At 65.5% G+C, this 25,909-nt stretch carries 24 protein-coding genes; 10 read left to right on the top strand and 14 right to left on the bottom strand.

Annotated features, from left to right (window positions below):
- Window positions 1-6 precede the first annotated feature (6 nt).
- The gene (locus EJB06_RS22385; protein ID WP_126076244.1) at window positions 7-432 is read right to left on the bottom strand and encodes a GNAT family N-acetyltransferase; all 426 of its coding nucleotides are present in this window, start codon (window positions 430-432) and stop codon (window positions 7-9) included.
- A gap of 157 nt (window positions 433-589) precedes the next feature.
- Between EJB06_RS22385 and argH the strand changes: the two genes are divergently transcribed.
- The 6 genes from argH to EJB06_RS22415 all read left to right on the top strand — a co-directional run bounded on the left by argH (window position 590) and on the right by EJB06_RS22415 (window position 9,440).
- Window positions 590-1,987, top strand: coding sequence for an argininosuccinate lyase (argH, locus tag EJB06_RS22390; RefSeq protein WP_126076245.1), 1,398 nt, complete (start codon window positions 590-592; stop codon window positions 1,985-1,987).
- Between the two features lie 113 nt (window positions 1,988-2,100).
- Window positions 2,101-2,685 carry a TRAP transporter small permease subunit gene (locus tag EJB06_RS22395; RefSeq protein ID WP_126076246.1) on the top strand — a complete coding sequence of 195 codons (585 nt, stop codon included), beginning with the start codon at window positions 2,101-2,103 and terminating at the stop codon, window positions 2,683-2,685.
- Between the two features lie 35 nt (window positions 2,686-2,720).
- A complete protein-coding gene (locus EJB06_RS22400; protein ID WP_126076247.1) occupies window positions 2,721-4,409 on the top strand; it encodes a TRAP transporter large permease in 1,689 nt (562 codons plus the stop codon).
- Window positions 4,410-4,414: 5 nt separating this feature from the next.
- Window positions 4,415-5,638 carry a M24 family metallopeptidase gene (locus EJB06_RS22405; RefSeq protein ID WP_126076383.1) on the top strand — a complete coding sequence of 408 codons (1,224 nt, stop codon included), beginning with the start codon at window positions 4,415-4,417 and terminating at the stop codon, window positions 5,636-5,638.
- Window positions 5,639-5,864: 226 nt separating this feature from the next.
- Window positions 5,865-8,030 carry a DUF1800 domain-containing protein gene (locus EJB06_RS22410; protein ID WP_229427224.1) on the top strand — a complete coding sequence of 722 codons (2,166 nt, stop codon included), beginning with the start codon at window positions 5,865-5,867 and terminating at the stop codon, window positions 8,028-8,030.
- Window positions 8,031-8,039: 9 nt separating this feature from the next.
- Window positions 8,040-9,440, top strand: coding sequence for a DUF1501 domain-containing protein (locus EJB06_RS22415; RefSeq protein ID WP_126076248.1), 1,401 nt, complete (start codon window positions 8,040-8,042; stop codon window positions 9,438-9,440).
- 128 nt (window positions 9,441-9,568) lie between these two features.
- On the opposite strand, the gene paaZ is transcribed toward EJB06_RS22415, so the two are convergent.
- The 12 genes from paaZ to paaA are packed head-to-tail and all read right to left on the bottom strand — an operon-like array spanning window position 9,569 to window position 21,441.
- Entirely contained in the window at window positions 9,569-11,620 is a 2,052-nt protein-coding gene (paaZ, locus tag EJB06_RS22420; RefSeq protein WP_126076249.1) for a phenylacetic acid degradation bifunctional protein PaaZ, read from the bottom strand.
- A gap of 42 nt (window positions 11,621-11,662) precedes the next feature.
- Window positions 11,663-12,259 (bottom strand): phenylacetic acid degradation protein PaaY, encoded by a 597-nt coding sequence (gene paaY, locus EJB06_RS22425; RefSeq protein WP_126076250.1) that lies wholly within the window; start codon window positions 12,257-12,259, stop codon window positions 11,663-11,665.
- Between the two features lie 10 nt (window positions 12,260-12,269).
- The gene (gene pcaF / locus EJB06_RS22430) at window positions 12,270-13,475 is read right to left on the bottom strand and encodes a 3-oxoadipyl-CoA thiolase (RefSeq protein ID WP_126076385.1); all 1,206 of its coding nucleotides are present in this window, start codon (window positions 13,473-13,475) and stop codon (window positions 12,270-12,272) included.
- 22 nt (window positions 13,476-13,497) lie between these two features.
- Window positions 13,498-14,814 carry a phenylacetate--CoA ligase PaaK gene (paaK, locus tag EJB06_RS22435; RefSeq protein ID WP_126076251.1) on the bottom strand — a complete coding sequence of 439 codons (1,317 nt, stop codon included), beginning with the start codon at window positions 14,812-14,814 and terminating at the stop codon, window positions 13,498-13,500.
- Window positions 14,815-14,835: 21 nt separating this feature from the next.
- A complete protein-coding gene (gene paaI, locus EJB06_RS22440; RefSeq protein WP_126076252.1) occupies window positions 14,836-15,312 on the bottom strand; it encodes a hydroxyphenylacetyl-CoA thioesterase PaaI in 477 nt (158 codons plus the stop codon).
- Between the two features lie 3 nt (window positions 15,313-15,315).
- Window positions 15,316-16,899: a 3-hydroxyacyl-CoA dehydrogenase PaaH gene (gene paaH / locus EJB06_RS22445; RefSeq protein WP_126076253.1), complete on the bottom strand. Its 1,584-nt coding sequence runs from the start codon at window positions 16,897-16,899 to the stop codon at window positions 15,316-15,318.
- A 2-nt stretch (window positions 16,900-16,901) separates the two neighbouring features.
- Window positions 16,902-17,693: a 2-(1,2-epoxy-1,2-dihydrophenyl)acetyl-CoA isomerase PaaG gene (paaG, locus tag EJB06_RS22450; protein ID WP_126076254.1), complete on the bottom strand. Its 792-nt coding sequence runs from the start codon at window positions 17,691-17,693 to the stop codon at window positions 16,902-16,904.
- Window positions 17,694-17,725: 32 nt separating this feature from the next.
- Entirely contained in the window at window positions 17,726-18,802 is a 1,077-nt protein-coding gene (gene paaE, locus EJB06_RS22455; protein WP_126076255.1) for a 1,2-phenylacetyl-CoA epoxidase subunit PaaE, read from the bottom strand.
- A 19-nt stretch (window positions 18,803-18,821) separates the two neighbouring features.
- Entirely contained in the window at window positions 18,822-19,352 is a 531-nt protein-coding gene (gene paaD, locus EJB06_RS22460; protein ID WP_126076256.1) for a 1,2-phenylacetyl-CoA epoxidase subunit PaaD, read from the bottom strand.
- A complete protein-coding gene (gene paaC / locus EJB06_RS22465) occupies window positions 19,352-20,116 on the bottom strand; it encodes a 1,2-phenylacetyl-CoA epoxidase subunit PaaC (RefSeq protein WP_370660147.1) in 765 nt (254 codons plus the stop codon). Before paaC ends, paaD begins: the two co-directional genes overlap by 1 nt.
- 8 nt (window positions 20,117-20,124) lie before the next feature.
- Window positions 20,125-20,409, bottom strand: coding sequence for a 1,2-phenylacetyl-CoA epoxidase subunit PaaB (gene paaB, locus EJB06_RS22470; protein ID WP_126076257.1), 285 nt, complete (start codon window positions 20,407-20,409; stop codon window positions 20,125-20,127).
- A 36-nt stretch (window positions 20,410-20,445) separates the two neighbouring features.
- Window positions 20,446-21,441 carry a 1,2-phenylacetyl-CoA epoxidase subunit PaaA gene (paaA, locus tag EJB06_RS22475; protein WP_126076258.1) on the bottom strand — a complete coding sequence of 332 codons (996 nt, stop codon included), beginning with the start codon at window positions 21,439-21,441 and terminating at the stop codon, window positions 20,446-20,448.
- A gap of 201 nt (window positions 21,442-21,642) precedes the next feature.
- On the opposite strand from paaA, the gene paaX reads away from it, so the two are divergent.
- The 3 genes from paaX to EJB06_RS22490 all read left to right on the top strand — a co-directional run bounded on the left by paaX (window position 21,643) and on the right by EJB06_RS22490 (window position 24,157).
- The gene (gene paaX / locus EJB06_RS22480) at window positions 21,643-22,617 is read left to right on the top strand and encodes a phenylacetic acid degradation operon negative regulatory protein PaaX (protein ID WP_126076259.1); all 975 of its coding nucleotides are present in this window, start codon (window positions 21,643-21,645) and stop codon (window positions 22,615-22,617) included.
- Between the two features lie 93 nt (window positions 22,618-22,710).
- On the top strand, window positions 22,711-23,796 hold the full coding sequence (locus EJB06_RS22485) for a TRAP transporter substrate-binding protein (RefSeq protein WP_126076260.1): 1,086 nt from the start codon (window positions 22,711-22,713) through the stop codon (window positions 23,794-23,796).
- A gap of 100 nt (window positions 23,797-23,896) precedes the next feature.
- Window positions 23,897-24,157, top strand: a complete 261-nt coding sequence (locus tag EJB06_RS22490) for a DUF2442 domain-containing protein (protein WP_126076261.1) — start codon at window positions 23,897-23,899, stop codon at window positions 24,155-24,157.
- 63 nt (window positions 24,158-24,220) lie between these two features.
- On the opposite strand, the gene EJB06_RS22495 is transcribed toward EJB06_RS22490, so the two are convergent.
- Entirely contained in the window at window positions 24,221-24,625 is a 405-nt protein-coding gene (locus EJB06_RS22495; protein ID WP_126076262.1) for a GFA family protein, read from the bottom strand.
- 149 nt (window positions 24,626-24,774) lie between these two features.
- Between EJB06_RS22495 and EJB06_RS22500 the strand changes: the two genes are divergently transcribed.
- A complete protein-coding gene (locus EJB06_RS22500) occupies window positions 24,775-25,905 on the top strand; it encodes a M14 family metallopeptidase (RefSeq protein ID WP_126076263.1) in 1,131 nt (376 codons plus the stop codon).
- The last annotated feature ends 4 nt before the right edge of the window (window positions 25,906-25,909 follow it).

Here is a 25,909-nt window from a genome sequence, read left to right on the forward strand (position 1 = left end):
GCCTGCTCAGCTCAAGTAAATATTCGGAAAATACCGCTCCATCAGCGACTCCGGCCGCAGCGGCGCGGTAAACCCGAACTGCGCATACAGCCCATGCGCATCGCCCGTGGCCAGCGTGAACCTGCGCAGCCCCTTCAGGCTCGGATGCGCCAGCACCGCCTTCATCAGCTCCTTGCTGAAGCCGCGCCCGCGGTACTCGGGAATCACAAACACATCCACCAGATTACCAAAAGTCGCAAAATCGGTAATCACCCGCGCAAACGCCACCTGGCGGCCGTCCACATACCCCCCGAAACACAGGGAATTCTCGATCGCGCGCTCCACCACCGGGCGCGAGATGCCCACCGCCCAGGTCGACTGCTCGCTGAGGAAGCGGTAGATCATCGGGATATCGAGCTGCGAGCGGTCGGTACTGATCTGTAAATTAGACATGGCTGGACGCATCCCGTGAAAAGAAACAATTCTACCTTCGTTCGCCGCCAGCGCAAGGCCCGCGCGCGAATTCGGAACACCCGTGCAACCCCCGACAGGAATTGCCCGCAGCCTGCTTTCCTTGTTTATAATCAGGTAACGTAAAGGAACTCTTCACATGACCGCACAACTTTCAAAAAAGGGCGAAGCCTGGTCGGCTCGCTTCTCCGAACCTGTCTCCGACCTCGTCAAACGCTACACCGCTTCCGTCTTTTTCGATAAACGCCTGGCCCTGTTCGACATCGCCGGTTCGCTGGCGCACGCCGAGATGCTGGCCGCCCAGCAGATCATCAGTGCCGAAGACCGCGCCGAGATCGAACGCGGCATGGCCCAGATCAAGGGCGAAATCCAGGCCGGCAGCTTCGAATGGCTGCTCGACCTGGAAGACGTCCACCTGAATATCGAAAAGCGCCTGACCGAACTGGTTGGCGACGCCGGCAAGCGCCTGCACACGGGCCGCTCGCGCAACGACCAGGTGGCCACCGACATCCGCCTGTACGTGCGCGCCGCCATCGACGACATCGTGGTGCTGCTGAACGGCCTGCGCGCCGCCCTGCTCGATCTGGCGGAAAAGAACGCCGACACCATCATGCCGGGCTTCACCCACATGCAGGTGGCCCAGCCGATCACCTTCGGCCACCACATGCTGGCCTATGTCGAGATGTTCGGGCGCGACGTCGAACGCATGCTGGACGCGCGCAAGCGCGTCAACCGCCTGCCGCTGGGCGCCGCCGCGCTGGCCGGCACCACCTTCCCGATCGACCGCGAACGCGTGGCCCGCACGCTCGGCTTCGACGACGTCTGCCACAATTCGCTGGACGCCGTCTCGGACCGCGATTTCGCGATCGAGTTCTGCGCCGCCGGCGCCCTGGTCATGACGCACATCTCGCGCATGTCGGAAGAACTGGTGATCTGGATGAGTCCACGGGTCGGCTTCATCGACATCGCCGACCGCTTCTGCACCGGCTCGTCGATCATGCCGCAAAAGAAAAACCCGGACGTGCCCGAACTGGCACGCGGCAAGACCGGCCGTGTCTACGGCCACGTCATGAGCCTGCTGACCCTGATGAAAGGCCAGCCGCTGGCCTACAACAAGGACAACCAGGAAGACAAGGAGCCGCTGTTCGACACCGTCGACACCCTGGTCGACACCCTGCGCATCTTCGCCGACATGGCCGGCGGGATCACGGTCAAGCCGGACAATATGCGCGCCGCCGCCCTGCAGGGCTACGCCACCGCGACCGACCTGGCCGACTACCTGGTCAAGAAGGGCCTGCCGTTCCGCGACGCCCACGAAGCCGTGGCGCGCGCCGTGCGCGCCTGCGACGACCTGCGATGCGACCTGGCGCAGATGTCGCTCGACCAGCTGCGCGCGTTTTCGGACCTGATCGGCGACGACGTGTTCGCGGTGCTGACGCTGGAAGGCTCGGTAGCGGCGCGCGACCACGTGGGCGGCACCGCGCCGAACCAGGTGCGCGCGGCCATCGCCCGCGTGCGCGCCCAGCTGGCCGGGTAGGCGCGCCACCCTCAGTGACCTGTATTTAAGCCGACCGGCGCGCAAGACGCCGGCGACTGTGCTTGTTTTTGAACTTATTGTTTGAAACTACCGGAGATACCAGCACCATGCTCATGTCACTATTCATCCCGCTGTCGCGCGCGATCGACGCGATGAACGAGAAGATCGCCAGCGCCGTCAGCTGGGCCTTGCTGGCCGCAGTCCTGATCTGCGCCGTCAATGCCCTGATCCGCTACGCCTTCCATGTCAGTTCCAACGCCTGGCTCGAAATCCAGTGGTACCTGTACGCGGCCATGTTCATGCTGGCCTCGGCCTACACGCTCAAGCGCGACGAGCATGTGCGCATCGACGTCATCGTCGGCCGCTTCTCGAAACGCACCCAGGTCTGGATCGACCTGGCCGGCTACCTGCTGTTCCTGATGCCCGTTTCGCTGCTGATCCTGTGGTACGGCATTCCCTTCGCCCACCTGTCGATCGTCAGCGCCGAAATGTCGAGCAATGCCGGCGGCCTGATCGTCTGGCCGGCCAAGCTGATGGTGCCGGTGGCATTTGCGCTGATTATCCTGCAAGGCCTGTCCGAAATCATCAAGCGCATCGCTTTCCTGGCCGGTAAGATCGATGCCAGCTCGTTCTCCAGGCAGGTCACCACGCCGCAGGATGAAATCGACGCGATCAAAGCGGCCAACAACATCGGTTAAGCAGTCAAAAAAACAGCCACTTCGGTCAGGGACACATGGAACAATTCATCATCGCCAACATAGCGCCCATCATGTTTGGGGCGCTGGTCATCTTCTTGCTGTCCGGTTTTCCGGTCGCATTCTCGCTGGCCGCCAACGGCCTGTTTTTCGGCCTGGTCGGCATCGAGCTCGGTTTGCTCAAGCCCGAACTGCTGCAGGCGCTGCCCAACCGGATCTTCGGCATCATGGCCAGCGACACGCTGCTGGCGATTCCCTTCTTCACCTTCATGGGATTGATCCTGGAAAGGTCGGGCATGGCGGAGGACCTGCTCGACACCATCGGCCAGTTGTTCGGGCCGATCCGCGGCGGCGTGGCGTATGCGGTCATCTTCGTCGGCGCGCTGCTGGCCGCGACCACCGGCGTGGTGGCGGCGTCGGTCATTTCGATGGGCCTCATTTCGCTGCCGGTGATGCTGCGCTACGGTTACGACAAGCGCCTGGCGTCCGGCGTGATCGCCGCTTCCGGCACCCTGGCCCAGATCATCCCGCCCTCGCTGGTGCTGATCGTGATGGCCGACCAGCTGGGCAAATCGGTGGGCGACATGTACAAGGCCGCCTTCGTGCCGGGCCTGATGCTCACCGCGATGTACGCCGGCTACGTGCTGGCGCTGTCGATCTTCAAGCCGCACCATGTGCCGGCGCTGCCGCTCGAAGCGCGCAACCTGCGCGAGCCGAATGGCGACAGCGGCGTGCTGTCGCTGCTGGCACTGGTCGCCGGCACGATCGTGGTGGCGTATGGCTTCAACCTGGCCTGGGGCGCCAGCCACCCGCAACTGGGCAAGGACGAACTGGGAATCTACGCGGCCTCGGTCGGCATCGCGCTGGCCTTCCTGTTCGCGCTGGCCAACCGCAAGCTCAAACTCGGCCTGCTCTCGCGCATGGCCGAAAAAGTGGTGTTCGTGCTGGTGCCGCCGCTGGCACTGATCTTCCTGGTGCTGGGCACGATTTTTGTGGGCATCGCCACCCCGACCGAAGGCGGCGGCATGGGCGCGCTGGGCGCGATCCTGCTGGCCATGCTCAATGGCCGCCTGTCCTGGAGCCTGCTCAAGCAGGCGATGAATTCGACCACGCGCCTGTCATGCTTCGTCATGTTCATCCTGATCGGCTCGACCGTGTTTGCGCTGGTGTTCCGCGGCGTGGACGGCGACCTGTGGGTCGAGCACCTGCTGACCGGCCTGCCGGGCGGGGTGACGGGCTTCCTGATCGTGGTCAACATCATGTTCTTCGTGCTGGCCTTCTTCCTCGACTTCTTCGAGCTGGCCTTCATCCTGGTGCCGCTGGTCGGTCCGGTGGCCAACAAGCTGGGGATCGACCTGGTCTGGTTCGGCGTGCTGCTGGGGGTGAACATGCAGACCTCCTTCATGCATCCGCCGTTCGGCTTCGCGCTGTTCTATTTACGGTCGGTGGCCCCGAAAGAGGTCAAGACGTCCGACATTTACTGGGGCGCGATCCCGTTCGTGGTGATCCAGGTGATCATGGTCTGCCTGATCATCGCCTTCCCGCACCTGGTCTCGGTCGAGAAAAAGGTCGACATGGACGAACAGATCGAACTGAAGATCGATGCCCCGGCCGCCGACACCGAATCGCTGCAACTGCCGTCCGGCGACGCCGACAAAAAAGATGAAGACAGCACGCCGGAGCTGAACTTCTCGACAGACACCGAAACGGATCCGAAAAAGAAATGAGCGCAATGAACATTGGCGGCAAGAGCATGGACGAGGCGCTGGCCGGCCTGTCCGACATGAGCGGCGGGATGGTCCCGATCGGCAAGGAAGAACACGAACAGCGCATCGCCCGCGCCCAGGCCTACATGGTCGAGCAGGGCATCGGCGCGGTGTTCCTCAATGCCGGCACGAATATGCGCTACTTCACCGGCACCAAGTGGTACGCCAGCGAACGCATGGTCGGCGCCATCCTGCCGGCCGTGGGCGCGCTCGAATACATCGCACCCGTGTTCGAAGAAGGCTCGCTGACCGACTTCATGCTGGTCAAGGGCAAGGTCAACTGCTGGGAGGAGCACGAGAGCCCCTACCAGCTGTTCATCGACGTCCTGGGACGCATGGGCATCGCCCCGGATGCGGCGCACCCGCCGCGCATCGGCATCTGCGAAAGCGCCGCGTTCTTCATCGCCGACGGCATCGCCCCGCTGGCCGCCGGCTACGCGCTGGAAAACGCGAAGAGCGTCACCGCCTTCTGCCGCGCGCGCAAGTCGCCCGCCGAGATCGCGCTCATGCAGCGCGTCAAGGACATGACGCTGGAAGTGCACAAGGCCGCCGCCAGCATCCTGCACGAAGGGATCACCACGGTGGAGGTGAGCGACTTCATCGCGCGCGCGCACCGCAAGGTGGGCGCGCCGGGTTCGTATTTTTGCATCGTGCTGTTCGGCGAGGCGACCGCCTATCCGCACGGCGTCAGTTATGCGCAGACCTTACAGTCCGGCGACGTGGTCCTGATCGATACCGGCTGCCAGGTACATGGCTACATTTCGGACATCACGCGCACCTATGTGTTCGGCGAGATCAGCGAGCGCCAGCGCTTCGTGTGGAATGCGGAGAAGGCGGCGCAGCTGGCCGCGTTCGGGGCGGCGCAACTGGGCGTGCCGTGCCGCGAGGTGGACGCCGCCGCGCGCGCCTCGCTCGAAGCGAACGGCTTCGGTCCCGGCTACAAGCTGCCGGGCCTGCCGCACCGCACCGGCCACGGGATCGGCATGGATATCCACGAGTGGCCTTACCTGGTCGGCAGCGACAGCACGCCGCTCGACGTGGGCATGTGCTTTTCGAACGAGCCGATGATCTGCATTCCGGGCGAATTCGGGGTGCGCCACGAAGACCACTTCTACATGACGGCGGCGGGACCGAAGTGGTTCACCGAACCGGCACATTCGATCGACGATCCGTTCGGCATGGGCCGCTAAATGCATCGGGCGCGCCGGCTGGCTGGCGCGCAATGATTCAATTTATATAACATCCCTGCGCGTACAAGGTGGCCAGATACCAACACCTTTGTATGCAAGCGCATGAAACAGTGTTGCAAACAAGTAGAAAATCCCGCCTCTGTTACAAAATAAACAAAACATCACGTTTATTTGTTTCCGCTAATCACCTATTATCTCTGGTCGTGGACATACCGGGATAAATCACATGCAAGAGCAACAACGACTCGACGCAGGTGTCGAGGATGACGCTGGCGTCGATCTCGACGCACCCATGCTAACCGCCCAGCTCGATGTTGCTGGTGATGAATCCGTTTCCGGTGTCCGGCTGGCCACGGCGACCACCGCGCTCCTGTCCAGCGCCGTGCTGGCAGCCTGCGGCGGCAGCGAGGGCTCGGCGATTCCAGCCGGTGGCGTAGCGGCCCCGCCGGTAATCCTGCCCAACCCGCCGGTGCCGACGCCGGTGGTACCGACGCCCGTGCCGACACCGGTGGTACCGACGCCGGTGCCGACGCCGGTGGTACCAACGCCGGTGCCGACGCCGGTGCCAACGCCGGTGCCAACTCCCGTGCCGACACCGGTGCCGACGCCGCCCGTTCCGACGCCGCCTGTGCCGACCCCGGTCAAACCGACGCCAGGCCAGACGGGTCCGACGCCGACCGTGCCGACGCCAACCCCGACAGCTCCGACACCGACCCCGACCGTCCCGACACCGACGCCGACCGCGCCGACGCCGACAGCGCCAACGCCGACAGCGCCGACGCCGACGCCTACTCCGACGCCTACTCCGACGCCAACGCCGACGCCGACGCCGACCCCAACCCCCACGCCAACGCCAGTCGGCCCAAAAATCACGCCCGCCGAAGCCTCGCGCTTCCTCGGGCAGGCCTCGATGGGCGCCACGCGCGACCAGATCGCCCGCGTGCAGCAATTGGGCTACGCCGGCTGGATTACCGAACAGATCGCCATGCCGCGCGGCGAGACGCGCTGGGACTACCTGGTCGGCAAGCGCTACAACACGTCCGACCTGAAAAACACCGAAAACGGCCACGACGCCGCTTTCTGGCGCAAGATGATCATCGCGCCCGACACCCTGCGCCAGCGCGTCACCCTGGCGCTGTCCGAAATCGTGGTCGCGTCGATTACCGGTTTTAGCGCCAGCTGGAGCAATTTTTCGGGCGTCGCGCACATGGACTTGCTGGAGTCCCACGCTTTCGGCAACTATCGCAGCCTGCTGCAGCAAGTCTCGCTCAGCGCGCCGATGGGCGAATACCTGACCTACCGCGGCAACGTCAAGCTCAACCCGACCACCGGCGCCCTGCCCGACGAAAACTACGCGCGCGAAGTCATGCAGCTGTTTACCATCGGCCTGGTCCAGCTGAACCTCGACGGCACGCCCAAGCTCAGCAGCGGGCTGCAGCAGGAAACCTACGGCCTGGACGACATCAGCGGCCTGGCGCGCGTGTTCACCGGCTGGGGCTACGACCTGGCCGGCGGCGACATGAATACGCCCGACTACAAGCGCCGTCCGATGATCGTGTCGAGCAACCGGCACGAATCGGGCCCCAAGGAGTTCCTCGACAGCACCATTCCTGCCGGCACCGATGCCCTGACCAGCGTCACGCGCGCGCTCGACATCATCTTCGCCCATCCCAACGTGGCGCCGTTCATCAGCCGCCAGCTGATCCAGCGCCTGGTGACGAGCAACCCGTCGCCCGCCTACGTGGCGCGTGTCGCCACCGTCTTCAACAACGATGGCAAAGGCGTCAAGGGCAACCTGGCCAAGGTCGTCAGCGCCATCCTGCTCGACGACGAGGCGCGCAACGCCAGCCGCCTGAGCGATCCCAATTTCGGCAAGCTGCGCGAGCCGGTGCTGCGGTTTACCGCATGGGCGCGCGCCTTCAAGGCCAACTCGCCATCGGACGCCTGGGGTATCGGCAACACTTCCGATCCCGGCACGCGCCTGGGGCAAAGTCCGGGCCGCTCGGGCACCGTCTTCAACTTCTTCCGCCCCGGCTACGTGCCGCCCAACAGCGCGATCGCCACTGCGCGCATGGTGGCGCCGGAATTCCAGATCACCAATGAATCGACGGTGGTCGGCTATGTGAACTACATGCAGGGCGTGGTCAGCCGGGGCGTGAACGATGTCAAGGCCGACTACAGCGCCCTGCTGCCGCTGGCCGAGGCATCCGACAAGCTGGTGGACGAACTGAACCTGGTGCTGGCGGCCGGGCAGCTGGCGCCGGCGACGGTCAACCTGATCAAGGGCGGGATCGACTCCATGCCCAAAGTCACCGAAGCGCACCGCCTGAACCGCATCTACGCCGCCCTGGTGCTGGTGCTCGCCTCACCCGAATTCATCGTCCAGAAATAGGAAGCAGCCATGCACAACAAAAATGGAACCAATGCATCGCGCCGCGCCTTCCTGCAACGCGCGTCCGCCCTGTCGGTCGCCGGCGTGGCCACGCCGTGGGCGCTCAACCTTGCCGCCATCTCCGAGGCCAGCGCGGCCACGGCTACCGACTACAAGGCGCTGGTCTGCGTATTTCTGTACGGCGGCAACGATTACGCCAACACCGTCACCCCCTACGATCCGACCAACCATGCGCTGTACCAGTCGTACCGGCCGAATTTTGCGCACAGCCGCGCCGCATTGGCCGCGACCGCGCTGAACCCGACCGTGGTGCCGCTCGACTCGGGCGGCTTCCAGCACCAGTACGCGCTGGCGCCCAACCTGGCGCGGCTGATGCCGCTGTTTAACGACGGCAAGCTGGCCGTGATCTTGAACGTGGGCAACCTTGTGCAGCCGACCACCAAGCTCCAGTACACCCAGAAGACCGGCCGCCTGCCGCCCAAACTGTTCTCGCACAACGACCAGCAATCGGTGTTCCAGTCCTCGTCGCCGGAAGGCGCCACCTCCGGCTGGGGCGGACGCATCGGCGACCTGTTCCAGTCGAGCAATATCAACTCGACCTTTACCTGCATTAATGTGTCGAATAATGCGGTGTTCTTGTCGGGCAATACGGCGGTGCAATACCAGGTCTCGACCAATGGATCGGTGCCGCTGGCGGGTTTGAAGAATTCGCTGTTCGGCTCGGCCACCTCCTCGGCCGCGCTGCGCACCCTGATGACCCAGCAGCGCAGCAATATGCTGGAAAACGAATACAACCGCATCAGCAAGCGCTCGATCGAAGCGAACGAGGTGCTGACCGGGGCCTTGAGCTCGACGCCGGCGCCGAGTACGCCTTTCCCGACCGGGAACAACCTGGGCGACCAGTTGAAACTGGTGGCGCGCATGATCGCCGCCGGTCCGAGCCTGGGCGCGAAGCGGCAAGTGTTTTTCGTCTCGATGGGCGGCTTCGACAATCACGACGGCATGGCGACCAACCATCCGACCCTGATGACCCGGCTGGGCGACGCGATGGCGGCGTTTTACGCGGCCACGGTGGAGTTGGGCGTGTCCGAGAAGGTGACCACGTTTACGGCCTCGGACTTCGGCCGCACCATGGCGGGCAACGCCGACGGCTCGGATCATGGCTGGGGCAGCATGCACTTCGTGATGGGCGGGGCGGTCAAGGGCAAGCGCTTTTACGGCACCGCGCCGATCGTGGCCAACGGCGGCCCGGACGACGTCGGCCAGGGCCGCCTGCTGCCGACCACCTCGGTCGACCAGTTCGCGGCCACCATGGGCGCGTGGCTGGGGGTGTCGAACAGCGAGTTGCTGGCGCTGCTGCCGAACCTGGGCAATTACAACGCGAGTACGCGCAATATGGGGTTTGTGTAATCGTTCAGAAAAACGGACGAGAACGGCGCGCGCTTGCGCCGCTGACCTGTGCGCCGTCCATGCTCCCTCATTCCCGCTTAATGAACCGACCCAAGCGGGAATGACGGCTTCGAAGGTATCGGCTCCGCTTACCCCTTCTTCATCACCAGCGTCAGAATATCGTAACTGGCCACCAGCTCGTCGTGCTGGTTGGTGACCTGCACATCCCACGCCACCACGCCCTGCCCGACGCCCTTGTCGTCGGTGCGGTTGCGGTCGACCTTGCGCTTGCAGGTCAGGCGCGCGCGGATGGTGTCGCCGATCGCCACCGGGGTAATGAAGCGCAGGTTATCCAGCCCGTAGTTGGCCAGCACCGGTCCCGGCGCCGGCGACACGAACAGGCCAGCCGCCGCCGACAGCACAAAGTAACCGTGCGCGATGCGCTTGCCGAACTGCGAATCCCTGGCCGCGATCTCGTCGAAGTGCATGTAGAAATAGTCGCCCGAGATGCCGCCGAAGTTGACGATATCGGCCTCGCTCACCGTGCGCCGGTGCGTGAGCAGCGAGTCGCCCATCTGGAGTTCCTCGAAATACTTGCGGAACGGGTGCACGTCGCTCTCGCGCACCGCCGCGCCGCGCACGTATTCGCCGGTGATCGCCGCCAGCATGGTCGGCGAACCCTGTACCGCGGCGCGCTGCAGGAAGTGGCGCACCGCGCGGATGCCGCCCAGCTCCTCGCCGCCGCCGGCGCGTCCCGGACCGCCGTGCTTCAACTGCGGCAGGGGCGAGCCGTGGCCGGTCGAATCGACCGCCGCTTCGCGCTCGAGCACCAGCACGCGCCCGTGCGAGGCCGCCGCCACCGGCACCGCGCGCGCCGCGATCGCCGTGTCCTTGGTCACCAGGGTGCTGACCAGGCTCCCCTTGCCGCGCGCGGCCAGCGCCAGCGCTTCGTCCAGGTCGGAATAGGTCATCATCGTGCTGACCGGGCCGAAGGCTTCGATATCGTGCACGGCGTCGTTGCGCATGCCGTCGCGGCACAGCAGCAGGGTCGGCGAGAAGAAGGCGCCGTTGACCGCGCCCTCGCCCACCGGATTGAAACCGTCCTTGGCGCCGAACAGGATCTCGTTACCGCGCGCGAGCATCTCGACCCGCTCGCCGACGTCGCGCTGCTGGTCCATAGACGCCAGTGCGCCCATGCGCACTTCCTTGACCGAGGGGTCGCCCACGACGATCTTCGCCAGCCGTTCGCGCAGGCGCTCGCCGACCGCTTCGACGTGCTGCCTGGGCACGATGATGCGGCGGATCGCGGTGCACTTCTGGCCGGCCTTGCCGGTCATCTCGCGCGCGACTTCCTTGACGAACAGGTCGAACTCCACATCGTCGGGCGTCACGTCCGGACCCAGGATGGCGCAGTTGAGCGAATCGGCTTCGGCGGTAAACGGCACCGAATGCGCGATCAGGTTCTTGTTCACGCGCAGCCTGGCGGCGGTATCGGCCGAACCGGTAAAGGTGACCACGTCGGCGCCGCTCAGGCGGTCGAGCAGGTCGCCGGTGCCGCCGATGACCAGCTGCAGCGCGCCGGCCGGCAGCAGGCCGGAATCGTGCATCATGCGCACCACCGCTTCGGTCAGGTAGCTGGTGGCGGTGGCAGGTTTGCCGATGCACGGCATCGCCGCCAGGAAGCTCGGCGCGAATTTTTCGAGCAGGCCCCAGATCGGGAAGTTGAAGGCGTTGATGTGCACCGCCAGCCCGCCGCGCGGCACCAGGATGTGGGTGCCGGCAAAGCCACCGTTCTTGCCCAGCGCGAGCGCCGGGCCTTCGTGCAGCACATTGCTCGACGGGAGTTCGCGGCTGCCCATGCTGGCGTAGGCGAACAGGGTGCCGATGCCGCCTTCGATATCGACCCAGCTGTCCGGGCGGGTCGCGCCGGTCAGGTGCGAGATCGCGTACAGCTCTTCCTTGCGCTCCATCAGGTACAGGGCCAGCGCCTTGAGGCAGGCCGCGCGCTTCTGGAAGTCGAGCGACATCAGGGCCGGCACGCCGGTGCCGCGCGCGTAGGTGACCGCTTCGTCGAAGTCGATCTTTTCGGCGTGGGTGTGGTAAATCAGGCTGTTATCGAGTGCGCTGTGCAGCGGCACCGAGGCTTCGGCGCCGAGCCAGCGCCCGCCGATCAGGCTTTGCAGGGTCGATATGGTTTGCATGGTGTTCTCCTCGTTCTCTGTTCTGTTCTGTTCTGCTCTGTTCTATTCTTTGGGCGCGTGCATCGCGGGGCCGAAATCGATGCGTGCGCGGTCCGGCTCCACTTCGCTCAAGGCCTCGACTTCGCGCATGGTTTGCAGCGAGCGCACCGCCAGCTCGTGGTACTGCTTGGTGCCGAAGCTCTTCCAGTTGACTTCCTTGTCCGTCAGTTCGCGCATCACGCGCGCCGGCGTGCCCATCACCATGCTGCGCGGCGGGATCACCATGCCGGCCTTGACGAAACTCATGGCGGCCACGATCGCGTCCTCGCCCACCACGGCGCGGTCCATCACGACCGCGTTCATGCCGATCATGGCGTTGCGCTTGATGCGGCAGCCGTGCAGCACGGCGCCGTGGCCGATGTGGCCATCGGCTTCGACCACCGTGTCTTCGCCGGGAAAGCCGTGCATGACGCAGGTGTCCTGCAGGTTGGCGCCTTCTTCCAGGATCAGGCGGCCGAAGTCGCCGCGCATCGAGGCCAGCGGACCGACGTAGCAGCGCGGGCCGACGATCACGTCGCCGATCAGCACCGCGCTCGGATGCACGTAGGCGCTCGGATGGACCACGGGGGTGACGCCATCGATGGCGTAGACCTTGACCATGGCGCGCACCTTATACTTTTTCGACGATCAGGGCAATGCCCTGGCCGACGCCGATGCACATGGTGCACAGCGCGTATCGCCCGCCCGTGCGGTGCAGCTGGTTGACGGCCGCCAGCACCAGGCGCGCGCCGGACGCGCCGAGCGGGTGGCCGATGGCGATGGCGCCGCCGTTCGGGTTGACGTGGGCGGCATCGTCCGCCAGGCCGAGGTCGCGCGTGACCGCCAGGCCCTGCGCGGCAAAGGCTTCGTTCAACTCGATCACGTCCATCTGGCCGATCGACAGGCCCGTCATCGCCAGCACCTTTCTGGTCGCCGGCGACGGGCCGAAGCCCATGATGCGCGGCGCCAGGCCGGCCATGGCCATGCCGACGATGCGCGCGCGCGGCGTGAGGCCGAAGCGCCCGGCGGCACTGCCTGATGCGATCAGGATCGCGCAGGCGCCGTCGTTGATGCCCGACGCGTTACCGGCGGTGACGGTGCCGCCTGGGGTGACCACGCCTTTCAGCTTGGCCAGCATCTCGATGCTGGTGTCGGGACGCGGATGCTCGTCGGTGTCGAACACGCGCGCCTCGCCCTTTTTCTGCGGGATGGCCACGGGGACGATTTCGTCCCTGAACACGCCGGCCGCATGGGCGGCGGCCCAGCGCTGCTGGCTGCGCAGGGCGAATGCATCCTGGTCGGCGCGGTCGATGTTGAATTCCTTCGCCACGTTTTCGGCCGTTTCGGGCATCGAGTCGATGCCGTAGTTTGCCTTCATGAGCGGGTTGACGAAGCGCCAGCCCATGGTCGTGTCTTCGATCTTGGCGGCGCGCGAGAAAGCGCTGTCGGCCTTGCCCATCACGAACGGCGCGCGCGTCATGCTTTCCACGCCGCCGGCGACGATCAGGTTCGCCTCGCCGGCCTTGATGGCGCGCGCGGCAACGCCGACGGCGTCCAGGCTGGAGCCGCACAGGCGGTTGATGGTGCTGGCCGGGACTTCCGGCGGCAGGCCGGCCAGCAAGGCCGCCATGCGGGCGACATTGCGGTTGTCTTCGCCGGCCTGGTTGGCGCAGCCGAAGTAAAGGTCGTCCACGGCGCTCCAGTCCACGCCGGGATTGCGCGCCATGAGGGCGGCGATCGGCAGCGCCGCCAGGTCGTCGGCGCGCACGCCGGAGAGCGATCCGCCGTAGCGGCCGAACGGGGTGCGGATGGCGTCGCAGATAAAGGCGTCGGTCAGTGTGTTCACGGGTGCTCCTGGGTTAGTTCGGTTTGGGACGCTGGTCGATCACGCGCCGGGCCTTGCCGGTCAGGGTGCGCTCGATGCCGTTGGCCGGCAGCAGCTTCACGCGCGTGGTCACGCCCACGTAGGTCTTGATGCGGTGTTCGAGGTCGCGCGCCAGGGCCGTCACGCCCTCCTGGGATTGCGAGCCGTCGCGCAGTTCGGCCACCACATCGAGCTTGTCCAGGTGGCCGTCGCGCGAGACCACCAGCTGGTAGTGGGGCGCCAGCAGCGGCATCTGCAGGATCAGTTCCTCGATCTGGCTGGGGAACACGTTCACCCCGCGGATGATGAGCATGTCGTCGGATCGGCCGTTGATTCTCCCCATGCGGCGCATCGCGCGCGAGGTCGGCGGCAAAAGGCGCGTCAGGTCGCGCGTGCGGTAGCGGATGACCGGCAGCGCTTCCTTGGTCAGGGAGGTGAATACCAGCTCGCCCTCCGCACCGTCGGGCAGTACTTCGCCGGTGTCCGGATCGATCACCTCGGGGTAGAAATGGTCTTCCCACACCACCGGGCCGTCCTTGCTCTCGATGCACTCGCTGGCCACGCCCGGCCCCATCACTTCGGACAGGCCGTAGATGTCGACCGCGTCGATGCCGGCGCGCTGTTCGATTTCGCTGCGCATGCCGTCGCTCCACGGCTCGGCGCCGAAGATGCCGACCTTGAGCGAGGACGCCGCCGCATCGAGCCCCTGGCGCGTGAATTCCTCGATGATGTTGAGCATGTACGAGGGCGTGACCATGATGATCTCGGGCTTGAAGTCGCAGATCAGTTGCACCTGCTTTTCGGTCTGCCCGCCGGACATGGGGATCACGGTGCAGCCCAGGCGCTCGGCGCCGTAATGGGCGCCCAGGCCGCCGGTGAACAGGCCGTAGCCGTACGAGACGTGCACCATGTCGCCGGCGCGCCCGCCGGCGGCGCGGATCGAGCGCGCCACCACGCCCGCCCAGGTATCGATGTCGTTCCGCGTGTAGCCGACCACGGTGGCCTTGCCGGTGGTGCCGGACGAGGCGTGGATGCGCACCACCTTCTCGCGCGGGACCGCGAACAGGCCGAAGGGATAGTGATCGCGCAGGGTCTTCTTGTCCGTGAACGGGAACTTGGCCAGGTCCGCCAGGGTGCGCAGGTCGTCCGGATGCACGCCGGCGGCGTCGAACGCGGCGCGGTAGTGCGGCACGTTGTCGTAGGCGTGTTTCAGCGACCATTGCATGCGTTCGAGCTGCAAGGCTTGCAGTTCGTCGCGGCTGGCGCGTTCGATCGGCTCCAGGTCTGCGGGAGCCGGCGTGCGTTGGACCATGGTGTTCTCCTTTTGCTGCAGTTAAGGCAGGTGCGGCAGTGAAGACATGAGCGGCAGTTCTGCCACGTTGCCCGCCACGCGATGCGATTTGCCCCGGAACAGGGCGACCATGCGGCCATCCTGGTTGGTGACGGTGATGTCGTAGACGCCGGTTTTACCCGACAGCGCCTGCTCGAGCGCCGTTGCCGTCAGGAGGTCGCCCTCGCGACCCGGCGCCAGGTAATCGATGGTGCAGCCCGCGCCCACGGTATTGAGGTTGTGCGAATTGCAGGCAAAGGCGAAGGCGCTGTCGGCCAGCATGAAGATGTAGCCGCCGTGGCAGGTCTGGTGGCCGTTGAGCATGTCGCCCCGCACCGGCATGGTCATGCGCGCGTAGCCGGGGCGGATCTCGGCGAGCAGCATGCCGAGCGCCTGGCTGGCCGGATCGCGCTCGAACATGGTTTTGCCGGCCAGTTCGGCCAGGGCCTGAGGATCAGGCGCGTGAGGATCGATATGCATGGGTCAGAAGGCGCTTCCATTGGCGAGTTTGCGGCGCAGCAGCGGCGAGACGCGGTAGCGGTCTTCGCCATAGGTGGCGGCCAGGTTGGCCAGTACCGTCACGATGTGGCCGATGCCGGCCGCATTGGCCCAGGCCAGCGGCCCGCGCGGGTAGTTCACGCCCTTTTGCATCGCGATGTCGACCGCCGGGGCGGTGCACACGCCCTGGTTCACCGCGTCGGCCGCTTCGTTGGCCAGCATGGCGACGGTGCGCATGACCGCCATGCCCGGCACGTCGTCCAGGCGCGTGACGACGAAGCCGGCCGCCTGGAACAGGCCGACCGCCGCGTTCCACGCCGCGTCGCCGCACTGGTCGGCGCGCGCCAGCGCGATGCGGGTGGCCTTGCCGTAGTCCAGCGCGAGGTCGAACAGCACCGTGTCGGGATGGCGATTGGCATGCGCGCGCTCGGTGGCGCTGCGCCCGTCGGTAAGGAAGATGGCGGCGCCGTTGCAGTGGAAGGCCGGCGCTTCGCTTTCGCCGGCATGCTCGAGCGGCTTGCGGTGCCCGACCGTGAAACCGGCGGCGGCCAGGCGCTGTTCCAGCGGCTGCACGACGCTGCCGGCGATGTCGGCGCTGCCGGCGATATTGGCGATGTTGGCGAGGTCGGCATCGATGCTGATGCTCACCACCTCCGGCCGCGCCTGCGCCGCTTCTTCGCTGGCCGCTGCCTTGGCCGCGCCCTCGCCGTAGCGGTAAAAGCCGCGTCCCGATTTGCGTCCGAAAAAGCCGGCATTGACCATCTCCTGCTGCAGCACCGACGGGCTAAAGCGCGGGTCGCCGAAGTAGGCGTTGAACACCGATTGCGTGACCGAGAAATTGACGTCGTGGCCGATCAGGTCCATCAGCTCGAAAGGCCCCATGCGAAAACCGCCGCAGTCGCGCATCACCGCGTCCAGCGTGGCGGCATCGGCCGCCTGCTCCTGCAGCAGGCGCAGGCCTTCGGCGTAGAACGGGCGCGCCACGCGGTTGACGATGAAGCCGGGCGTCGATCTGGCGTGCACCGGGTTCTTGCCCCATGCGGCCGCGGTGGCGTACACCGTCTCGGCGACCGCCGCATCGGTGGCCAGCCCGCTGATCACTTCCACCAGCGCCATCAGCGGCACGGGATTGAAGAAGTGCATGCCGACCAGGCGTTGCGGGCGGCGCAGCGGCGCGGCAATCGCCGTGACCGAGATCGACGAGGTATTCGTCGCCAGGATGCAGTCGTCGCCGACCACATTTTCCAGGTCCGCGAACAGCATGCGCTTCACATCCAGGTTTTCGACGATGGCTTCGACCACCAGGGCGGCGTCGATCACTTCCTTCAGGCTCGCCACGCTGTGCAGGCGTGCACGCGCGGCGATCGCCGCCTCGCCGCTCATGCGGCCTTTGTCGACCAGCGTGGCGTACACCTTGCCGATATCGGCAATCGCCTTGTCGACCGCGCCGGGGCGGGTGTCGAACAGCTTGACCGGGTAGCCGGCGGCGGCCGCCACCTGGGCGATGCCGGCCCCCATGGCGCCACTGCCGATGACGGCGACGATGCTGCCTTGTTCCAGTGCTGCCATGCTCATTCCCCCATGAAGTGCGGCGCGCGCTTCTCGATGAAGGCGCTAACGCCCTCGCGGTAATCGTGGCTGTAACCGAGTTCGCGCATCATCTCGCCTTCGAGCTTGAGCTGTTCGGGCAGGGAGTTGGCATAGCTGGCCTGGATCGCGCGCTTGGTGAAGGCCAGGCCCTTGGTCGGGGCCACCGCGAAGTGTTCGGCCATGGCCATGGCGTCGTCCATCAGCGCGGTATCGGCGACGGCTTTCCAGATCAGGCCCCATTGCTCGGCCAGTTCGGCCGGGATCTTGTCGCCCAACATGGCCATGCCCATGGCGCGCGCATGGCCTACCAGGCGCGGAAGGTGCCAGGTGCCGCCGGTGTCCGGGATCAGGCCCAGTTTGCAGAACACTTCGACAAAGCAGGCCGATTTGGCGGCCAGCACGATGTCGCAGGCCAGCGCCAGGTTGGCGCCCGCGCCGGCGGCCACGCCGTTGACGGCGCAGATGACCGGCATCGGCAGCGAACGCAGGGTCATCACCAGCGGCGCGTAATAGGTCTCGACCGAGTGGCCCAGGTCCACGCCGTCGGCGCCCGGTTCGACCGCGCGGTCCGACAGATCCTGGCCGGCGCAGAAACCGCGCCCGGCGCCGGTGAGCAGCAGCACGCGCACGGTGGGGTCGGACTGCACCGCCGCCAGCGCCGAGCGCACTTCCAGGTGCATCGCCTGGGTGAAGCTATTGAGCTTGTCGGGGCGGTTCAGGGTCAGGGTGGCGATACCGTGTTCGATCTTGAACGTGATGTTTTCGTAGTTCATGGCGCGTCCTGTGGGAGTGAAGTTGGGTTGGATTACTCGGCCTGGTCGAAGTCGACGACCACCTTGTCCGTCACCGGAAAGCTCTGGCAGCTCAGGACGAAACCGCGCGCGATTTCATAGTCTTCCAGCGCGTAGTTCACGTCCATGTCGACCTTGCCGTCGACCAGCTTGCAGCGGCAGGTCGAGCACACGCCGCCCTTGCAGGAATAGCGCATGTCGATGCCGGCGCGCAGGCCGGCGTCGAGGATGGATTCCTTGTCCTTGTCCATCGTGAAGCTGGTGTGGTTGCCGTCCAGGATGACGGTGACCTCGGTTTCGTGGCGCACCAGCGCGTCGAACTGGCGCGGCTTGTGCTGGTGCTTGGGAATGCTGGCGGCGAACAGCTCGACCTTGATATTCTGCTTCGGCATGCCGGCTTCCTGCAGCGCCGCCGAGACGCCGTGCATCATGTCTTCCGGGCCGCAGATGAAGGCGATGTCCACGTCCTCGATGCGCATCCAGTGCTCGATGAACTGCTCCACCTTCTCTTTGGTGATGCGGCCGTTGAACAGTTCGATGTCCTGCTGCTCGCGGCTCATCACGTAGGCCAGGTTGAGGCGCTCCATGTACATGTCCTTGAGGTCGGTCAGCTCTTCCTTGAAGATCACCGACGACGAGGCGCGGTTCCCGTAAAACAGCGTGAAGCGGCTTTTCGGCTCGGTGAGCAGGGTGGTCTTGATGATCGAGAGGATCGGCGTGATGCCGCTGCCGGCCGCAAAGGCGACGTAGTGGCGCGCGTTATCGGGCGCCAGCGGCACGTTGAAGTGCCCCATCGGCGGCATCACCTCCAGCACCGCGCCCGGCTGGATATGGTCGTTGGCCCAGCTCGAAAACAGCCCGCCCGGGGTGCGCTTGATGGCCACGCGCAGCGCGCCGTCCTGCACCGCCGAACAGATGGAGTAGGAGCGGCGCACGTCCTCGTCGCCGATCCGCGCGCGCAGGGTCAGGTGCTGGCCCTGCTGGTAGGCGAAGCTGGCGGCCAGTTCGTCCGGCACGGCGAAGGTGACGGCGATGGTGTCGCGCGTTTCGTTGCGCACCTTGGCGACGGTCAGTGGGTAGAATTTGCTCATGGTCGGCTTTAGTGGAAACTCAGTGGCACTTGAAGTAATCGAAGGGTTCGCGGCAGTCCAGGCACTTGTAGAGGGCCTTGCACGGCGTCGAGCCGAATTGGCTGGTCAGCGCCGTGTGGCGCGAGCCGCAATTGGGGCAGACGACGACCAGCTTCGGCGCGGCCACGCGCTTGACGCCCGCATGCAGGCCGCTGCGCAGTCCGGTGATGTCGACCACCTGCTGCGCGGGCGGCGCGATGCCGTAGCCTTTTAGCGCGGCCTTGCCGGCCTCGCTCATCCAGTCGGTGGTCCACGCGGGCGAGAGCTGGTTCACCAGCCGCACGTGCGGCACGCCGTGGCCGTGCAGCGCCTCGCGCACCGCGTCGGCGATCACCGTCATCGCGGGACAGCCCGAATAGGTCGGCGTGATGGTGACCACGCAGGTGGCGTCGTCCCAGTCGACGGCGCGCACGATGCCCAGGTCCACCACCGAGATCACCGGGATTTCGGGGTCGCTGACCTCGCCCAGCCAGGTCCAGACCTGTTCCGTGCTGGCCGGCTGCGTGCTCATTACCACTCGGCCCCGGGATAGGCGCGCTGCAGGAACTGCATCTCGGCCAGGATGTAGCCAAGGTGCTCGCTGTGGCGGCCGGTTTTGCCGCCGCGCTGCATCCACACCGCCGGATCGGGCATCGCCAGGGTCGCTTCCGCAAAAATCCCGGACACGTGTTCGAGGAAGGCGGCGCGCAAGGGCTCGGCGGCCGGCGCCACGCCCTGCTCCACCATGGCCTTGTCGACAGCGTCGTAGAGGAACATCTCGCCGCTGTACATCCACAGCGCATTGACGGCGGCCTGGGTCCTGGCGTGGCTTTCGGGCGTGCCGTCGCCCATGCGCACGATCAGGTCGCCGCTGCGGCGCAGGTGGTAGGTGACTTCCTTGATCGATTTTTCGGCGATTTCCGCGATGCGTGCGTCAAGCGACTTGGTCAGCCCCAGCATCAGGAAGTAGTGCCAGGTGTCGAAGTAGAACTGGCGCACCATGGTGTCGGCGTAGTTCCCGTTGGGCTGTTCGACGATCAGGCAGCAGCGCAGCTCGTGGGCGTCGCGCAGGTAGGCCAGCTGGTCTTCGCCGCGGCCGCGCCCTTCCAGTTCGCCGGCGTAGGTCAGCCACATGCGGGTCTGGCCGAGCAGGTCGAGGGCGACGTTGGTCAGCGCCATGTCTTCTTCCAGCGCCGGGCCTTTGCCGCACAGTTTGGAGAGCTGCTGCGACAGGATCAGGGCGTTGTCGCCCTGGCGCAGCAGGTAGTCGGTCTTGTCGGCGATTGTCTGGTCCACTGGCGCGCTCACAGGTTCTTGACTTCTTCCGGCATCGGGAAGAAGGTCGGATGGCGATAGACTTTGCTGTTGGACGGCTCGAACAGCGCCGCTTTGTCGCCCGGGCTGCTGGCGACGATGTCGGCGGCGCGCACGACCCAGATCGACACGCCTTCGTTGCGGCGCGTGTAGACGTCGCGCGCGTTATTGACCGCCATTTCGGCGTCGGACGCGTGCAGGCTGCCCACGTGCTTGTGCGCCAGGCCGTGCTGGCTGCGGATGAAGACTTCCCACAGGGGCCATTCTTTGCTCATTGCGATTCTCCGGTGTGGTGGGGGCGGGCGGCGGCGTCACGCGGCGCAGCCGACCTCGTTGGTCGACTGCTTGTCGGCGTAGGCCACCAGCGCGTCGCGGAACCAGGCGCCGTCTTCGTAGGCCTTGACCCGCGTTTGCAGGCGCTCGCGGTTGCATGGGCCGTTGCCCTTCAGGACGTTCTGGAACTCGCTCCAGTCGATCTCGCCGAATTCGTAGTGGCCCGTCTCGGCGTTGAATTTGAGGTCGGGATCGGGAATGGTCAGGCCCAGGTACTCGGCCTGGGGCACGGTCTGGTCGACCATGCGCTGGCGCAGTTCGTCGTTCGAGAACAGCTTGATGCGCCACTGCGCCGACTGGGCGCTGTTGACCGATTCGGCGTCGGACGGGCCGAACATCATCAGCGACGGCCACCACCAGCGGTTCAGCGCATCCTGGGCCATGGCCTTTTGCTCGGGCGTGCCCTGGGCCAGGCTCATCATGATGTCGTAGCCCTGGCGCGCGTGGAACGACTCTTCCTTGCAGACGCGGATCATGGCGCGCGCGTACGGACCGTACGAGCAGCGGCACAGCGGGATCTGGTTGATGATGGCCGAGCCGTCGACCAGCCAGCCGATCGCGCCCATGTCGGCCCACGACAGGGTCGGGTAATTGAAGATGCTCGAATACTTGGCCTTGCCCGAGTGCAGGGCGGCCAGCAGCTCGTCGCGCGAGACGCCCAGCGTTTCGGCCGCACTATACAGATACAGTCCGTGCCCGGCCTCGTCCTGGATCTTGGCCAGCAGGATCGATTTGCGCTTGAGCGTGGGGGCGCGCGTGACCCAGTTGCCCTCGGGCAGCTGGCCGACGATCTCGGAATGCGCATGCTGGGAAATCTGGCGGATCAGGGTCTTGCGGTAAGCCTCGGGCATCCAGTCCTTGGCTTCGATCTTGACGCCGGCATCGATGCGCGCCTGGAACTCGCGCTCCTGCTCATCCATGTCCTCGGCGCTCTGGACTTTCTTGAGGCCGGTTTCTACGAGTTGTGCGTACATGGTGCTTCTCCCATTGCAAAGGCGATCGAGCGATAATACGATACGTAAAATCAGATGTACACAGTTTAATTGAGTCGTATTGTATATCCGTATCTCTTCAAGATCGAACCGATGGCAAAAAAACCATGCTGCGCCCAACACGCGCTAAAGTAAACGGCTGCTTTGCTTGACAATCCCCCCACCGCGCCAGACCATGCATCCATGAAACAACTTACCAGCACAGCATGGATCGCCGACTTTCTCGCGAGCGATCCGCCCCGTTCCAAGTCGCTCGTGATGACCATATTCGGCGACGCCATCGCCCCGCACGGCGGCGCCATCTGGCTCGGCAGCCTGATCGACCTGCTGGCGCCGTTCGGCGTCAACGACCGCCTGCTGCGCACCAGCGTGTTCCGCCTGGCGCAAGAGGGCTGGCTGGTGGCCAACCGCGACGGCCGCCGCAGTTCCTACGCCATCCTGCCGCAGGCCCTGCCCCGCTTCGAGCGCGCCAACCGGCGTATTTACGCGCCGCTGGCCGCGCACTGGGACGGCAACTGGACGCTGGTGCTCTCCGGCGCCGGCGGCATCGACGCGCCCGGGCGCGCACTGCTGCGCAAGGAGATGCTGTGGGAAGGCTACGCCATGATCGCGCCGGGCATGTTCGGGCACCCGGCCGGCGATGCGGCGGTGCTGGAAGAACTGCTGGCGCGCGTGGGCGTGAAGGACAAGCTGTTCGTCTGCCGCGCCAGCGCGCTGCCCGGCGTATCGGGCCGTCCGCTGCAAGACCTGGTGCACGAGGGCTGGGACCTGTCGGGCGTGATCGCCGGCTACCGCCATTTCATCGAGCGCTTTGCGCCCTTGCTGGCCTTGCTCGACGCCGGCGCCGGCGCCGATGCCGCGCCGGCCCCGCAGCAAGCCTTCGTGATCCGCACGCTGCTGGTCCACGCCTACCGCCGCGTGCAGCTGCACGACCCGATGCTGCCGATCGAACTGCTGCCCGATCCCTGGCCCGGCAGCAGCGCCTATGAGCTGGCGCGCGCGGTCTATGCGCGTACCTACGCGGGCGCGGAAACGCACATCATGGACACCCTCAAACGCGAGGACGAGCGCACGCCGCGGCTCGATGCCGGCTTCTTCCAGCGCTTCGGCGGGCTGGCCGGACAAGCGCCGGGAAATGTAAAACCCGCCGTGCGATAGCGGCGCTACAATTACACGAAACTTTGGCGCGGACAAGCGGCTACAATGGGTCGCACGTCCCTCAGATATATTAAAAAAAACTCGGAGACTGTCATGCAACGTCGTAGCTTCATCACCACCAGCGCGCTCGGCGCGACGGCCGGCGTCATCGCCACGCCGGCGTTCGCGCAGATTAACCCGGAAGTCAAATGGCGCCTGGCGTCGAGCTTTCCCAAGTCGCTCGACACCATCTTCGGGGCGGCCGAAGCGTTCACCAAGCGCGTGGCGCAGCTGACCGGCGGGCGCTTCCAGATCCGCCAGTTCGCCGCCGGCGACATCGTGCCGGGATTGCAGGTGATGGATGCGGTGCAGGCGGGGACGGTGGAGATGGGGCACACGCCGTCGTACTACTACTTCGGCAAGGACCCCACCTTCGCCTTCGATTGCGCGGTGCCGTTCGGGCTCACCTCGCGCCAGCAGACCGCCTGGTTCGACCAGGGCGGCGGGCGCGACCTGATGCGCGATTTTTTCAAGGGCTACGGCATCGTCAACTTCATGGCCGGGAACACCGGCACGCAGATGGGCGGCTGGTACCGCAAGGAGATCAAGTCGCTGGCCGACGTCAAGGGCATGAAGATCCGGATCGCCGGATTCGCCGGCCGCGTGATGGAACGCATGGGCGCGGTGCCGCAGCAGATTCCGGCCGGCGACGTCTATGCGGCGCTCGAAAAAGGCACGATCGACGCGGCCGAGTGGGTCGGTCCCTACGACGACGAAAAGCTGGGCCTGGCCAAGGTGGCGCCGCACTACTACACGCCGGGCTGGTGGGAAGCGGGACCGCAGCTGTCGTTCTACATCAACATCAAGGAATGGGAAAAGCTGCCCGCGCAGTACAAGGCGGCGGTGGAGGCGGCCAGCTTCGAGTGCCACGTGACGATGCAGGCGGCCTACGACACCAGGAACCCGGCCGCGCTGGCGCGCCTGATGAAGAACGGCGCCAGGCTGCACACGTTTTCGAAGGCGATCATGGACGAGGCCTACAAGATCTCGACCGCCGTCATGGAAGAGGAAGCGGCAAAGAACGCCAGGTTCAAAAAAGTGTACGAACCGTGGAAGCGGTTCCGACAGGACCAGAACATGTGGGCGTCGGTATCGGAGCAGACGATGCAGAATTATCTGATTTCGATAGGACGGAAGTAATGCGGAGTCATTTGAGCCAGGTCAAACGAATCGCCTGGCGCATTTGATACCTTCGATACAAGCGACCCTGCCTGGGTAAATGCTTAACGGGGACAAACATATGAATGGCATCTATTTTTCCTGCGCCGAAGTGACGAGCCTGAGCCCGCACGGCTTCTGGCTGCAGTGTGGCGAGGAGGAGCTGTACTTGCCGTTTGTCGAGTTTCCCCTGTTCGAACACGCGACGGTGGCGCAGATCTGCCGGGTCAAGTGCGTGAGCACCGGGCGCGTGTACTGGCCGGAGCTGGACGTCGACCTGGCGCTGGAAGCGATCCGCAACCCGATGGCGTTCTCGCGCGACAGCATGAATTACGATTGCTGAGCCGACCCGCCGGCGCCGCTTGCGGGCGGCGGCCGGCCCAAACGGCGCCCGCCACGGCCCCTGCTACAGGTGGCGCGTTTCCGCTGGCACATTCCACCAGGCATTGTTCAGCCCATCCGCATACTTCACGGGCGCCGCGATCAATTCGTCGGGCGTCGCATCGTCGAGGGTCGCCACATTGATCGACACGAAGGCCCCGCCGATCTGTTCCACATAGCCGCGTCCGAACGGGCGCACGCCGCACTGCCTGCAAAACAGGTGGTGCCCGCTCCTGGTGTTGAACTGGTAATCGCTGAGCTGGTCCTCGCCGGCCAGCAGGCGAAACGCCTCCGGCTTGACGGTCAGGTTCCAGGCCCGCGTCTTGCGGCAGATCGAGCAGTTGCACTTGCCGGTGCCCTGGCTGAGGTCGATATCGGCTTGGTAGCGCACCGCGCCGCAGTGGCAGCTGCCGTGATAGGTCTTTTGCATCGCTGTTCTCCTTCGCTGTTTTCAAAGCATCAGGGTAAGCCTCAATCAGGGCGCTTTTCGCCCTGTTAACCGTGTTTAATCCGAAGGCGTATCATGACGCCTCGCGCCGAAAGCGGTCGCACCACTCATTCACCAGCCAGGGACACATCATGTCTATCAAAATCAGCAGCCAGTTCGACGCTGGCGCCATCGACATCGTCAGCGCCACCAGCGCCTCCTCGATCGACCTGAACATCCGGCGCGACTCGCACGCCGACATCAGCCAGTGGTTCTATTTCCGCCTCCAGGGCGCGCAGGGCCAGGCCTGCACGATGCGCTTCCTGAACGCCGGCAAAAGCGCCTATCCGGCCGGCTGGGAAGGCTACCAGGCCATGGCCAGCTACGACCGCGTGGAATGGTTCCGGGTGCCGACCAGCTTCGACGGCGAGGTGATGACGATTTCCCACGCGCCCGAGATGGACAGCGTCTACTACGCCTACTTCGAGCCCTACTCGTGGGAACGCCACCTCGAACTGCTGGACCGCGCGCAGCTCTCGGAACAGGTGCGCATGCTCGACCTGGGCAGCACGGTCGAAGGGCGCGACATGAACGTGCTGGCGATCGGCGACCCGGCGGCGAAGAAGACAGTCTGGGTCATCGCGCGCCAGCATCCGGGCGAAACCATGGCCGAGTGGTTCGTCGAGGGCATGCTCGACGCCCTGCTCGACCCGGCCGACGCCTTCGGGCGCCAGCTGCTCAAGGAAGCGGTGTTCTACGTGGTGCCGAACATGAATCCGGACGGCTCGGTGCATGGCAACCTGCGCACCAACGCGGCAGGCGCCAACCTGAACCGCGAGTGGAATACGCCGACCATGGAGCGCAGCCCCGAAGTATTCGTGGTCAAGGACAAGATGAAGGAAACCGGCTGCGACCTGTTCCTCGACGTGCATGGCGATGAAGGCTTGCCTTATGTGTTCGTGGCCGGCAGCGAATCGCTGCCGGGCTTCACCCCGGCCCAGGCGGCGCAGCAGAAGCGCTTTTCGGACGACTTCAAGATCGCCAGCCCGGACTTCCAGGACGTGCATGGCTACGGCGATTCGCCCTACACCGACGAAACCCTGACCATGGGTTCGCCGCACATCACGCACGCCTTCGGCTGCCTGTCGCTGACCCTGGAGTTGCCGTTCAAGGACAACGCCAACGACCCCGATCCGGTCTGCGGCTGGGACGGCGCGCGCAGCGCACGCCTTGGCGCCGCCGTGCTGCAACCGATCTTGCAAGCGCTGCGCCACCCTGCCTGACCCG

Source organism: Massilia atriviolacea (assembly GCF_003953935.1).
GTDB lineage: Bacteria > Pseudomonadota > Gammaproteobacteria > Burkholderiales > Burkholderiaceae_D > Telluria_A > Telluria_A atriviolacea.